This window comes from Streptomyces lonarensis, from assembly GCF_012033735.1.
GTDB lineage: Bacteria > Actinomycetota > Actinomycetes > Streptomycetales > Streptomycetaceae > Streptomyces > Streptomyces lonarensis.
This window is the reverse complement of the sequence record NZ_JAAVJD010000052.1, coordinates 1-12668: the sequence shown is the minus strand read 5'-3', so window position 1 is coordinate 12668 and position 12668 is coordinate 1. Positions and strand designations below refer to the sequence as shown.

Genomic DNA, 12668 nt, shown 5'->3' with positions numbered 1-12668 from the left:
GGCGGAGCCCCGCCCCCGCCGCCGGGCCGCGGTACCCCTGCTGCGCGGGCACGGCTGACCTCACGTACGGGGCGTCAGTGACCGCTCGGCGCGCAGCACCCGCCAGGCCGCGCCCGTGGCGAGGACCCCGAGCGACACCAGGATGCCCGCCGCCACCGCGGTGCCGCCGCTGGGCGCGGAGCTCCACCAGTAGAGCTGCCATTGGCCGCCGTCCGGAAACTCCATCCAGCGGGCGATCCAGTAGTGGGGAGTCCATGTCCGCACCTCGGTCGTGACCAGGGGAAGCGTGACGGTCAGGGGCGCGGCTCCCAGGACCGCCGCGGGGATGACCGCACGCGTGGCCGCGGCTGCGAGGGCACTCGATGCCGCGAAGACAACGAGAACGAGCAGCGCGGCGGCGACCGTAGGTGCGACCTCCTCCCAACCGGGGCCGGAGGCATCGACCACGAGGCCGGCGGCTGCTTCCCGCGAGGGCGGCGCGACGGGCGGCTGCATCGCGCGGCATGCCCACATCACGGTCCACAGGACCGCCGCCGTGAGAAGCAGGCTCCCGCCGGCCAGCGCCGTCACCACCGTCAGCTTGCGCGCCACGAGCAGCCAGACCCTGTTCTCGTGCAGCCGCAGCAGCGCCCAGACCCCGCCTTCGAGAGCACCGGCCACCATGACCGCGGTGAGCGACGCCACGAAGAACAGTCCGAGCAGGGAGGCATGGTGCAGGGCAGCGGAGTTCACCGCGCCCGTGACGGTGTGGAGAGAGGCGAGCGTCGCGTCGGTTCCCGCCGTACCCCGCGCATACGCCTCCCCGTGCAGCATCGCTGCGCGGGCGGAGACGACCGCCGCTACGGCGAACGCCAGGACCAGCGCGGGCAGGGCGCCGGTGCGAAGCTCCGCTCTCAGCGGTGCCCACCGGGAGCCGGGGGGCCGGCCGACCGGCTCCGGAAGGTGGGCCGTTGCCCGCGAGTCGGCCATACGAGGCTCCGAGGACGAACCCGCCAACCGTGGCCGATCGCGGCGGCCAGAGCCATCAGCCACGGCAGCGCCCGGGCGGCCGCGGGTACGGCGGAGTCCGACGGTGCGGACCAGAGGTGGTCCCAGACGTTGAGGTGCCCTTGCAGACCCAGGGCGTCCGCGACGACCGCGCCCGGGAGCCAGGCCGTGAGAGGAAGAGTCAGCACACCGAGGACGAGGACACCCACCAGCACCGTCCGCAGGGGGGAGCGCAGCGCGGCGGCCAGCCCCACCGCGGCGAACGAGGCGACCACGATCACGAGCGAGCCGGCACCGATGCGCTGCGACGCGAAGGCCCACACCTCGCTGTCGGACACGTGGCCGAGCAACGGGGCCGAGCGGCGGGTGTGGAGAACGGCGAGCAGCCAGAGTGAGAGCGACATGGCCCCTGCCGTGGCGAGGAACCAGGCCAGCACGACCGCCGCCTTGGCCGACAACAGCCGCCACAGGCGCTGTTCGTGCAGCAGCAGGGGCACCGCCGTCCCCCGCGACCATTCTCCCGCTGTGAAGTGGGCGGCGAGAAGCAGCGCCGCCAGCAGTCCGGGCGCGGTCGCAAGCCAACCGAACGCCGCCCCGACCGCACCCAATGGGTGTTGGGCGGGCGCCAACTGCGCCGCGGTGTCGAGGAACCCTGCCTCGATCCGCTGGTACATCTCAGCCGTCCGGGGCAGGTTGCTCACGCAGTCCTGGTAGAAGACATCGGGCGACACACCGGCGTCGGCGGGTAGTTCTGCCGCGTCCGCCGCACAACCGTCGGGCGTGAGGTGTTCGGCTCCACTGCGTACCTGCGCCAGGTTGCCGTGCGCGATGTCCTGTACCGACAGGGCCTGCACGGTGGCGCCCAGCGCCATGAGCAGCAGCAGGCCGACCGACAGCGGCCGGATCAGCGTTCGACGCAGTTCGGCGCCGAACAGGCGGAACCAGGTGTTCATGGTCGGCCGCCCTCGGAACCCGCCGGTCGGTCGGCCACATCCTGGTGGGCGAAGAACCACTCCTCCAGGCCCTCCGGACCGTCGGCCTCCACGAGACCCAGCTCCTCCACGGTCCCCGCCGCACTCACGACGCCGCGCGACATCATCACGACGCTGTCGCAGACACGCGCGATCTCGTCGAGCTGGTGGCTGGAGATGAGGACACCGGCGCCGCGGGCGGCCTCCTGGGCAACGATCGACCGGACCAGCCGGACACCGGACGGATCCAGGCCGTTGGTCGGCTCGTCGAGGACCAGCAGATCCGGTGATTTGAGCAGTGCGGCCGCCAGGGCAAGCCGTTGGCGTTGCCCTTGGGAGTAGGTGCCCACCCTGCGGTCGGCCGCCTCGTCCAGGCCGACGCGCTCCAGGGAACGCTGAAGCCTGCCGTCGTCTCGTAAGCCGGCCGTGTCCAACAGGATCCGGAGCATCGCCCGGCCCGTCATCCAGCGGTAGAACGCCGGTGCGTCGAGGGCCGCGCCGACACGGCCCAGGACTGCGGGGCGGAGCGGCAGCCCGTGCCCCAGCACGCGGACACTGCCCGACGTCGGGCTGACCAGCCCGGTGGCAATGCGCATCAACGTGGTCTTCCCCGCGCCGTTGAGGCCGAGGAGGCCGGTCACCCGACCGGCCTCCACGCTGAGGGACACGCCGTCCAGCACGGTGCGCCTGCCGTAGGTCTTGCTCACACCGTGGCAGATGAGAACGGCTGACATGTTCGATGCCTCTCGGGAGGTGGCGGGCTGGGAGCGCACGTTGAGCTCGGCGGCCACGCCGCCTGCCGATGTCGAATCCACCGGGCCGCAGCGCCCCTCCTGCCTGCGCCGTCGCGGCCGTCGGGTGGGGCCACGTACCTCTGTCGCGCCTTGCGGCCCACCGGCCGGGTCGCAGGGCCGGTCCGGCCCGGCATCGAAGGAGCGGCGGGGGTTGTGGTGCGACGGGAAGAGCGACCGATCGATGCACTGCGTGCGCGTGCCGATCGCCAATGACCGGGTGTTCCGGACTCGGTTGTTGCAGAACGCGGTCGACGGTCGGCGGTGACGCAGGTGACAGCGTAGAGGCTGGTCGACGCGCTCGGTGACGGTGCTGCTCACCTCATCGGTACCGAGGCACTCGGCGCCCGCCGGGCGGACCGACCGACCGGCTCGCCGTGCCGTGGGCGTCGGCGGCCCGGCGCGGCGGCGCGGGCTCAGCGGGGGTCGGTGTGGAAGTAGCGTCGACAGCTCAGCAGCATGCCTTCCGGCGAGATGGTGAAGTGGTCGACGAAGTCGAGTTCCACCCGGGTGCCCGGCCCCCGGACGAGCCGGCCGAGGGCGACCACGCTGTCCCCGTCCGCGACGATCTTGTGGATGCGGTGGCGGACCGGCGTCCGGTCGGGGGACCCGTGCGAACGCAGCACCTCGGCGCGGCCGTTGCCGTGGACCGAGCCGGGCTGCGCCACCTCGATGTTCTCGTCGAGCAGTGATCCGTACCCTTCGACGTCCCCCGCGTCCAGATAGTGATACGACAGTCGGACGTGATCCACCCCCACCGCCGTGAGCCGCGCGCTCCGCGCGGGGCGCACATCTCCTGGACTGTTCATCGGCTTCCCCTCCCGAACCCCACCGGTGCTCCCGCAGATCGGGGGCCTACCGGCTGTTCCGGCCCCCGAGCTGCGGAGGCTGCGAGGGGCCGGTCCGGACCAGCGTGCGCGGGGCCCGCAACTCCCCGCTATCACCGTGCTATCGCCACCAGATCTTCACCCGCCATGGACAGAGCGGCGCGGGTTCGGTGAGACTGACGGACGACCCGTCGGCACTCGACGTGACCATCAGCGCACCACGGGGGACGCATGGCAGACGATTCGAGTCCGAGGGCCCCGGCCGGGGACGCTCACGCGTTCCGGATACTGGGCCCTCTCCAGGTGAACGGGCCCGACGGTCCGGTGCGCGTGCCACCCGGCCGGCAGGAGATCATCCTCGCCGCGCTGCTCCTGGAGGTGAACCGGGTCGTCAGCACGGATTTCCTGGTGGACCTGTTGTGGGAGGACGACCCGCCCGGCACGGCGCGCACCCAGGTGCAGATCTGCGTCTCACGCCTCCGCAAGATCCTCAGCTCGGCCAGGATCGACGCACTGATCGCGACCCGGCCGCCGGGCTACGTCCTCAACGCGGACCCCGAGGCGGTCGATCGTGCCGTCTTCACCCGCAGCATCACGGAGGCCAGAGCGTTGGCCCGGCGGGGCCGTCTGGGGGAGGCGGCCGAACTGTTCCGCGCGGCCGACCAGTTGTGGCAGGGCGTCTGCCTGAGCGGGGTGACGAGTGAGCAGCTGCGCAACCAGGCGCAGCAGCTGGACGAGGAGCGATTGACGGCACTGGAGGCGCGGCTGCGCCTGGAGTTGGAGCTCGGTCGGCACCACCAGCTCGTCGGCGAGCTGCGGATGCTGGTGCACCGGCACCCGATGCGCGAGGACCTCCGGGCCCAGCTGATGCTGGCGCTGTTCCGTTCCGGGCGGCAGGCGGAGGCGCTGGACAGCTACCGCGAGGGACGCCAGCTGCTCATCGAGGAGCTCGGCCTGGAACCCGGCAGTGATCTACGCGAGTTGGAGGCGCGCATCCTCGCGGGTGACCCGGGGCTGCGGGCGGTGACCACGGGCGGTGGGACGACCGGCCACCCCGCCGTCGCGGACGGCGGCCTCGGCGGCCACCTGGAACCACTTCCATCAGCTGGAATGAACGGCGCTCCGGCGTCCGGCGCGGCGCAGTCCGGAGCCACCCCGCCCGGCGCGCCGCCGGCCGGCGCGACCCTGTCCGGGACGCCGCCCGGTCGGCAGGAGCCGGCGGCGTCGCCGGAGAGGGGACCGGACACGGGGACGGGCGCACCCGGCGCGGAGGCACCGGGCGAGCACGGCAGCGCCTTCCGCCCGGAGACCCCTCGCCAACTTCTCGCCGACACTTCCGACTTCGTCGGCAACGAGACCCTGGTGCAGGAGGTCTCGCAGGTCCTGGTGGGCGGCTCGGCCCAGCAGGCGGTCGGCGTCGCGGTGATCGTCGGCAAGCCCGGCATCGGCAAGTCCACCCTGGCCACCCACGTCGCCCACCGCCTCAGCGAACGCCACTTCCCCGACGGTCAGCTCTACTGCGACCTGCGTAGCGCGGGCCCGGTGCCCGCCAGTCCGGCCGAGGTCCTCGGCCGGTTCCTGCGTGCGCTGGGCATCCCCGGGCCGATGATCCCGGACAGCCTCGATGAACGAGCTGAGATGTACAGGACGTTACTGGCCACCCGCAGGATCGTCGTCGTCCTGGACGACGCCGCAGGTGAGAGTCAGGTCCGTCCGCTGCTGCCCGGCAGCCGGACCAGTGCCGTCATCGTCACCAGCCGCGCCCGGCTGACCGGTCTGCCGGGCGCCCACCGGGTGGAACTGCCCGTGCTGGAGGGCGAGCAGGCGCTGGAACTGCTCGGCCGCGTCATCGGCCCGGAGCGGGTGGCCGCCGAGGAGGGGTCCGCCCACGCCCTCGTACGGACGGTCGGTGCCCTGCCGCTGGCGCTGCGTATCGTCGCCGCCCGGCTGGCGGCCCGGCCGCACTGGACGCTGGCCTCGATGGTCCACCGGCTCGCCAACGAGCGGCACCGGCTGGACGAGCTGACCCACGGCGAGATGACCATCCGCGCCAGCCTCTCCCTCACCCACGACGGCCTCGGCGCCGCCGAGCAGCGGCTGATGCGGCTGATGAGCCTGGCGCAGGGCACGACGCTGCCCGGCTGGCTGGCCGGCGCACTCCTCGACGACGACCGGCCGTACCCGTCGGACCTGCTGGAACCCCTGGTCGACGCGCAGATGCTCGACGTGGTCGGCGTGGAGACCGGCGGCGGTTTCCGCTACGGCTTCCACGACATCATCCGCGTCTTCGCCCGGGAGCGGCTGGCCGTCCACGACGACCGGCAGGAACGTTCCGGCGCGCAGGAACGCATGATGGGCGGCTGGCTCTCCCTCGTGGGGCAGGCGCACCGCCGGATCTACGGCGGGGACTACACCGTGCTGCGCGGGGAGGCGCCCCGCTGGCACCCGCCCGCCCACCACGTGGACGAACTGCTCGGTGACCCCATGGAATGGCTGGACAGCGAGCTGCCCAACCTGACGCTGGCGGTCGACCAGGCGGCGGACGGGCAGTTGGACGAGGCCTGCTGGGACCTCGCCACCGGGCTCGTCACCCTCTTTGAGGTGCGCGGCTACCTCGACCTCTGGGAGTCGACCCACCAGCGGGCGCTGGCCGCCGTCACCGCGGCGGGCAACCGGCGCGGCACCGCGGCCGTCCTGGGATCGCTGGGCTCGCTCTACCTCAACCGGCGCCAGCACCAGCAGTGCGAGGACTCGCTGCGCTCCGCGCTGTCGATCTTCACCGAGCTGGACGAGGCGGAGGGGTTGGCGCTGTGCCGCCGCGACCTGGCGCTGCTGGAGCGTTTCCGCGGCAACGACGACGCGGCGCTCGGGCTGTACGCCCTGGCGCTCTCCGACTTCGACCGCGCCGGCGACGTCGTGGGGCGGGCCATCGTCTTGACGCAGAGCGCCCACATCCGCATGCGCCACGGACAAGTGGACGCGGCGCAGTACCAGTTGGACGAGGCGCTGGAGATCTACCGGGCCGCCGGCTACGAGGGCGGCCAGGCCCGCACGTTGCGCCGGGTCGGGCAGGTGCTGATCCAGCGGGGCGAGCACGCGGCCGCCGAGCGCACCCTCAGCGAGGTGCTGCAACTGTGCCGGCGCGGCGGCGATGTCATCGGCGAGGGGCACCTGCTGCGGGACCTCGGCCAGGTGCACACGGGGCTCGGCAACTTCGAGGAGGCGCACGGCTTCTTCGACCGGTCGCTGGCGGTCCGGGAGCGGATGCTGGACCTCGGCGGGGCGGCGGCGGTACGCGTCGACCTCGCGCGTCTCCTGGCGAGGCGCGACGACCTCGGGGACGCGGCCCGATCGCGCGAGCTCCTGGAGATCGCCGCGGCGACGTTCCAGGACCGTCAGATGGCGGCGGAACTCCGCGAGGCGGAGGAGCTGTTGCACGACGCGTCAGCGTCGCGCGAGGTCGTCGGCGGCTGACGGCGGCCGGCTGTGCCCCGTGCCGGGGCGGGGCGGACGTGGCTGCCGCGACGGAAGGGGGCGCGCCGTGGCCGGCCGCCGACGCGCGGTCGGCCCGCGCCCGCGGGGCCGGCTTCCGCGTGCACGTCATCCGCAGGTCCGTCGTCCGCGGGCACGTCGTCCGAAGGTCCGTCGTCCGTGGGTCCGGTGGGCCGTCCCGGGTGTGCGCCGCGCCGCTTGCGCGCGCCGGGCCGGAACGGTGAGGTGGCGCGGGGCGCGGCCCCCGGTCCGGGCGGGGCCGGGCAAAGGCGGTGCCGGGCGAAGGCGGGTGGCGAGCGAAAGCGGTGCCGGGCGAAAGCGGTGGCGGGCGAAAGCGGTGCGGGGCCAGGCCGTGCCGGGCCAGGTGGGGCGCGGCGGGAACCGGGCGACAGCCGGTGGTCCGTACGGATAGCGCGGTGGCCGCGTGCGCGGTGCTGTTGCGGCGGTGGCGCCGGGCGCCGGGCGCCGGCGGGGAGTGCGCTGTACGTCCGGGGCGGGGCGCGGGCCCTGCGGTGGCGGGCCGCTCGCGCCGGTCGCGGTGCCGGGCGGGGGTGTCTCGTGCGGGGGTCCGCGGTGCGCGTCGGCTGCGCGGAACGTGCGAGGTGCGGAGCCTGCGAGGTGCGGAGCCTGCGAGGTGCGGAACGTCCGTGCTGTGCTGGGGAGTTCGAGGGGGCCGCGGCGCAGTCAGCTGCGCAGCCGGGTCAGTCCCAGGGGTTGTTCTGGAGCTGGGCCTTGACGCCGTGCTCGGCTATCAGCTCGGCCAGCTGGGTGTTGGGCACCGGCTGGGTGACGCTCTCCTCGGCGTGGGCGGCGGTGGTGCCGAGGACGGAGACGGTGGCGGCGAGGGTGGCGGCGACGAGACCGGTGCGGAGTGCGGCGACCTTGATCATGTGGGTTCTCCCCGAGTCGGTGATGCGCTTCGTTCTTCGTGGTCATCACGCTAGGGAGTGCGGGAATCCCGGCCTTATCGCCGTACCTATCCCCTCGTTATCCCGAAGGCGCCACCGCCCCGCGGGGTGGTGATAGGTCGCGCCTGCCCGCTGCTGGCCCGACGATGCCCCGCCGATAGGGGCCCGTGGCGGAATCAGTGGCGACAGGACGCCGCGGGCACTCCGCGATTCGCCCTGGCGGCACCTCCTAGGGCCTGACCGACCGAGTGGCAGGAGCGCCAGTGAACACCAGCACCATGACCCCCCAGTCGGGCCGCGGCACCGGATTCCCCGAGCCGGCGCTCCGCCCGCACACACCGGTTCCCGCCGAGCGGGAGACGCCCCCGACCAGCACCGCGCTCCAGCAGCCGGTTGCCGCCGACGACCGCCCAGCCACCGCACCCCGCGGCCCCGGCGGCGAAGAACTCCCCCGCCTGGGGGCGCTCATACGGCGCCACCGGACCCGCACCGGCCTCACCCAGCGCGAGTTGGCCGATCTCTCCACCATCAGCGTCCGCGCCATCCGGGACCTGGAGCAGAACCGGGTGCGCCGACCGCGGACGGAGACCGTCCGGCTCATCGCCGACGCGCTCCGGCTCGGACCGCGCTCCCGCGAGACACTGCAACAGGCAGCCGCACAGCACCGGTTCGCCGGCCTGGCAGAGTGCGACGGCACGCAGGCCGCGCCGCTTCCCCCGGCGGCGTCGCGTCCGCTGACGGGTCGCGACGGCGAGCTGTCCGTCATCGTCGCGGAGTTGGCCACCGCCGACCAGCGGCTGGTGCACATCGTGGGCCTCCCGGGCGCCGGAAAGACGCGGCTGGCCCAGGAGGCCGCCGGCCGGCTCCGCCACGAGGAACGACTGCCGGTCCTCTGGTTCGCCCACGCGTCGCAGGAGGGGGACGGCCACCCGGCCGCCCCCGGGCCGGGCCCCGGACAGCTGCTGCTCGACTGCGTGCGGGAGCTGTTCACCGGCGACCCGACCGCCGGCGGCAGTACCGCGGACGCCGACGCGCCGACCCTCGCCGAGTACCTCGGCGACCAGCCGGCGGTGGTCGTGATCGACGGCGCCCCCGGACGGCCCGCCCACCCGGAGCGGTTGGCACGGCTGCTCCGCGACTGCCCCGGCCTGCGGCTGCTGGTGACCTCGGACGCGCCCTGGGGCCTCCCCGGTGAACGGGTTTTCCTGCTCACCCCGTTGGCCACCGACGACACCGACGCCCCGGACGAGGCGGGCGCCGCCCGCCTGCTGCTCGACGACGCCCGGCGCGTCAGCCCCGGCGCCGTCACCACCGCCGAGGACCTCGCCGCCGTCACCGAGATCTGCCGCAACCTGGACGGGCTGCCTGCGGCGCTGCTCGCCGCCGCCTCCTGGCTGGTGCTCTACGACGTGGCGGCGCTCCGGCGCCCCCTCGCCGAGGACCCGCTGCCGTTCCTGGACCACCTCGCCGAGCAGGAGACCGCCGGCCGCTATCCCGCAGCGCTGCGGCGCCGCGTCGACACCCTGCCGGCGGACCACCGGGCGCTGCTCGCGGCGCTCTGCGCCACCGAGCAGGCCGAGTTCAGCCTCGACGACGTGGAGGTGCTGACGGGCTCCCCGCTCGCACACTGCGGTCGCGTCGTGCGCGACCTGCTGGTCAGCGGGGTGGTGCGGACCGTCGCGGGGCCTGCCGGGACCCGGTTCCAGGTGCTGCGGCTCATCCGCGCCGCCCACCGGACCGCACCGGCCGGCTGAGCGAGGGCCGCCAGGGCGGCCGACGCGGGTAGGGTCCGTGGCGTACTCTGCACCGGTTCGACGCCGCGCCGTCCGCACAGGGCCCCGCGCCCGGCGGGAGCGGCGCGCCGGCTCCAATCTGGAAGGACATCAGTGGCAGCCAACTCCCACGACCAGGGCCGGCTCCCGGCGCCGTATCTCACCCCGGGCTCCTCCTCGTTCATGGACTTCCTGTCCACGCACGCGCCGGAGCAGCTGCCCGGCAGCCGCCCCCTTCCCGGGGTGCAGGGCGCGGTGCAGGCGCCGCACGGCACCACCATCGTCGCCGTCGCCTTCCGCGGCGGCGTCGTGCTCGCCGGGGACCGGCGGGCGACCATGGGCAACATGATCGCGCAGCGGGACATCGAGAAGGTGTTCCCCGCCGACGAGTACTCCGCGGTCGGCATCGCCGGCACCGCCGGCCTCGCGGTGGAGATGGTGCGTCTGTTCCAGCTGGAGCTGGAACACTTCGAGAAGGTCGAGGGCGACACCCTCTCACTGGAGGGCAAGGCCAACCGGCTGTCGACGATGATCCGGGGCAACCTCGGCATGGCCATGCAGGGGCTCGCCGTGGTCCCGCTGTTCGCCGGGTACGACACCGACCGGGCGACCGGCCGCATCTTCTCCTACGACGTCACCGGCGGCCGGTCCGAGGAGTACGGCTTCGCCGCGGTCGGTTCGGGCTCCGTCTTCGCCCGCGGCTCCCTGAAGAAGCTGCACCGGGAGGACCTGACGGAGGAGCAGGCGGCGACGGTGGCCGTGCAGGCGCTCTACGACGCCGCCGACGACGACTCCGCGACCGGCGGGCCCGACGTGGCGCGCCGGATCTACCCCGTGGTCGCGGTCATCGCGGAGGGCGGCTACCGCCGGCTCGGCGAGGACGAGGTGACCTCGGTGGCGCGCAGCGTCCTGGACGGGCGGCTCCAGCTGCCCAACGGGCCGCTGGCCCCCCTGGTCTAGGCGGCCGTTCGGTGGCAGAGAAGGCAGCCCCGGGGCATCGGACGCCCCCGGGCGCAGGAGCAGAGGAAGGGACCGACAGCCGGTGACGACACCGTTCTATGTCTCGCCCCAGCAGGCGATGGCCGACCGTGCGGAGTACGCCCGCAAAGGCATCGCGCGCGGGCGCGGGCTGGTGGTGCTCCAGTACGCGGACGGCATCGTCTTCGTGGCGGAGAACCCCTCCCGGGCCCTGCACAAGGTCAGCGAGATCTACGACCGCATCGGGTTCGCCGCGACGGGCAAGTACAACGAGTACGAGAACCTCAGGATCGGCGGGGTCCGCTACGCCGACCTGCGGGGTTACACCTACGACCGGGCGGACGTGACCGCGCGCGGCCTGGCCAACGTCTACGCCCAGACGCTGGGCACCATCTTTTCCAGCGCGGGGGAGAAGCCCTACGAGGTCGAGCTGATCGTCGCCGAGGTGGGTGACGCCCCCGAGGACGACCAGATCTACCGGCTGCCGCACGACGGCTCGATCATCGACGAGCACGGTTCGGTCGCCGTCGGCGGGAACGCCGACCAGATCAGCGCCTACCTCGACCAGCGGCACGAGGACGGCATGACGCTCGGCGCCGCCCTGCGGCTGGCCGTCCAGGCGCTCGGGCGGGACGGCAACGGCGGGGAACGGCCGCTGACGGGCGATCAGCTGGAGGTCGCGGTGCTGGACCGCACCCGGCCGCAGCGGCGCAAGTTCAAGCGGGTGCTGGGCCGGCGCCTCGCCGAACTCCTGGAGCCACCGGCCGACTCCGCCGGCTCCGACGCCGAGGAGCCGGGCGCGGAGGACTCCGGCGCCGACGGCTCCGGCGGGAAGAAGGACACCGGCGCGAAGGGCGGCGACGCGAAGGGCGGCACCGACGACTGAGTCGGCACCGCCCCCCCGCCGCCGTCCGGCGGCGGCGCGGTGGAGCCGCGCCGTACCAGCTCCACCGGGAGCAGCGTGTTGCCGGCCTCGCGGCCCCCGATCACGCTCAGCAGTGCCGCGAGCCCGGCGGCGCCCATCTCCTCGGCGGGCAGTCTGACCGTCGTCAGCTCGGGTTCCACCGCAGCGGCGAGCACCAGGTCGTCGATGCCCGTGACGGAGACGTCCTGCGGCACGCGGAGCCCCATCCGCCGGGCCGCCTTGCAGGCCCCGGCGGCGAGGACGTCGTCGTCGCAGACCAGCGCGGTCGGGCGGGGCGAGGCCCGCAGCGCGCGCTCCGCGGCCGCGGTCGCCTCGCGGACGGTCAGCGCGGCATGCTGCACGGTGACGAGGCGCGCGCTTCCGGTCGCGGCCAGCGACTCGGCGAGCACCCGGGCGCGCGAGTGGAAGGTCCAGGTGTCGACCGCCGCGGCGAGGTGGCCGAAGTCGCGGTGGCCGAGCTCCAGCAGGTGGGCGCAGACCTGCCGCATGCCGTCGGCGATGTCCGGGTTGACGGTCGCGACGGCGGGCGCCAGTCCCGGTTCGCTGTCGAGCATGACCAGCGGCAGGCCCCCGTCGCGGAGACCGGCCAGCGCGTCGGCCGCCATCGAGGAGGCGATCACCCCGTCCACCGTCGCACTGGCGGAGGCGAACGGGTCCGGTGCCGGGCCCACCCCGCCGGGGGAGGGGTAGAGCACCACGCCGATGTCGTGCTCGTCGGCCATGCGCGCGGCCCCGGAGTGCACGCGGGCGAAGAACTCGGTGGTCAGCGCCGGGACCACCAGCAGCGCCGTGCGCCGCTGCCCCAACCGCAGGCTGCGGGCGGCGAGGTTGGGCCGGTAGCCGAGCTCGCGGGCCGCCTCGCGGACGGACTCGGCGCGGGCGGGGGAGACCCGGCCGTGCCAGCGGTCGCGCAGCACCAGCGAGACGGTGGCCTGGGAGACGCCGGCGCGGTCGGCGACGTCGCGGCTGGTGGGCCGGGGCGGACGTCCGCCGCCGTCCGCGCGGGCCGTGGTGCCG

Annotated in this window: 9 protein-coding genes and 1 pseudogene; 4 read left to right on the top strand and 6 right to left on the bottom strand. The window is 74.1% G+C overall.

Annotation, left to right across the window (positions count from 1 at the left end):
• Window positions 1-60: 60 nt before the first annotated feature.
• From HCN56_RS09580 to HCN56_RS09565, 4 genes are all read right to left on the bottom strand, one after another.
• The gene (locus HCN56_RS09580) at window positions 61-732 is read right to left on the bottom strand and encodes a hypothetical protein (RefSeq protein WP_167969101.1); all 672 of its coding nucleotides are present in this window, start codon (window positions 730-732) and stop codon (window positions 61-63) included.
• 161 nt (window positions 733-893) lie between these two features.
• The gene (locus HCN56_RS09575; protein WP_167969100.1) at window positions 894-1940 is read right to left on the bottom strand and encodes a hypothetical protein; all 1047 of its coding nucleotides are present in this window, start codon (window positions 1938-1940) and stop codon (window positions 894-896) included.
• Window positions 1937-2692, bottom strand: a complete 756-nt coding sequence (locus tag HCN56_RS09570) for an ABC transporter ATP-binding protein (protein ID WP_167969099.1) — start codon at window positions 2690-2692, stop codon at window positions 1937-1939. Before HCN56_RS09570 ends, HCN56_RS09575 begins: the two co-directional genes overlap by 4 nt.
• Before the next feature lie 473 nt (window positions 2693-3165).
• On the bottom strand, window positions 3166-3558 hold the full coding sequence (locus HCN56_RS09565) for a nuclear transport factor 2 family protein (RefSeq protein WP_167969098.1): 393 nt from the start codon (window positions 3556-3558) through the stop codon (window positions 3166-3168).
• A 321-nt stretch (window positions 3559-3879) separates the two neighbouring features.
• Between HCN56_RS09565 and HCN56_RS09560 the strand changes: the two genes are divergently transcribed.
• Window positions 3880-7050, top strand: coding sequence for an AfsR/SARP family transcriptional regulator (locus HCN56_RS09560; protein ID WP_312871153.1), 3171 nt, complete (start codon window positions 3880-3882; stop codon window positions 7048-7050).
• A gap of 719 nt (window positions 7051-7769) precedes the next feature.
• On the opposite strand, the gene HCN56_RS09555 is transcribed toward HCN56_RS09560, so the two are convergent.
• Window positions 7770-7958, bottom strand: coding sequence for a hypothetical protein (locus tag HCN56_RS09555; RefSeq protein WP_167969096.1), 189 nt, complete (start codon window positions 7956-7958; stop codon window positions 7770-7772).
• A gap of 281 nt (window positions 7959-8239) precedes the next feature.
• Between HCN56_RS09555 and HCN56_RS09550 the strand changes: the two genes are divergently transcribed.
• The 3 genes from HCN56_RS09550 to prcA all read left to right on the top strand — a co-directional run bounded on the left by HCN56_RS09550 (window position 8240) and on the right by prcA (window position 11612).
• Window positions 8240-9730, top strand: a complete 1491-nt coding sequence (locus HCN56_RS09550) for a helix-turn-helix domain-containing protein (protein ID WP_312871152.1) — start codon at window positions 8240-8242, stop codon at window positions 9728-9730.
• Between the two features lie 132 nt (window positions 9731-9862).
• Window positions 9863-10708 (top strand): proteasome subunit beta, encoded by an 846-nt coding sequence (gene prcB, locus HCN56_RS09545; protein WP_167969095.1) that lies wholly within the window; start codon window positions 9863-9865, stop codon window positions 10706-10708.
• Between the two features lie 82 nt (window positions 10709-10790).
• Window positions 10791-11612, top strand: a complete 822-nt coding sequence (prcA, locus tag HCN56_RS09540; protein ID WP_167969094.1) for a proteasome subunit alpha — start codon at window positions 10791-10793, stop codon at window positions 11610-11612.
• 23 nt (window positions 11613-11635) lie between these two features.
• Here the strand turns inward: prcA and HCN56_RS09535 are convergent.
• Window positions 11636-12668 (bottom strand): annotated as a pseudogene (locus HCN56_RS09535) (LacI family DNA-binding transcriptional regulator); the annotation flags it as partial.

Coding starts and splice junctions, on each gene's coding strand:
- HCN56_RS09570 (WP_167969099.1), bottom strand. CDS start 2,692: ATGTCAGCCGTTCTCATCTGCCACGGTGTGAGCAAGACCTACGGCAGG.
- HCN56_RS09555 (WP_167969096.1), bottom strand. CDS start 7,958: ATGATCAAGGTCGCCGCACTCCGCACCGGTCTCGTCGCCGCCACCCTC.
- HCN56_RS09575 (WP_167969100.1), bottom strand. CDS start 1,940: ATGAACACCTGGTTCCGCCTGTTCGGCGCCGAACTGCGTCGAACGCTG.
- HCN56_RS09565 (WP_167969098.1), bottom strand. CDS start 3,558: ATGAACAGTCCAGGAGATGTGCGCCCCGCGCGGAGCGCGCGGCTCACG.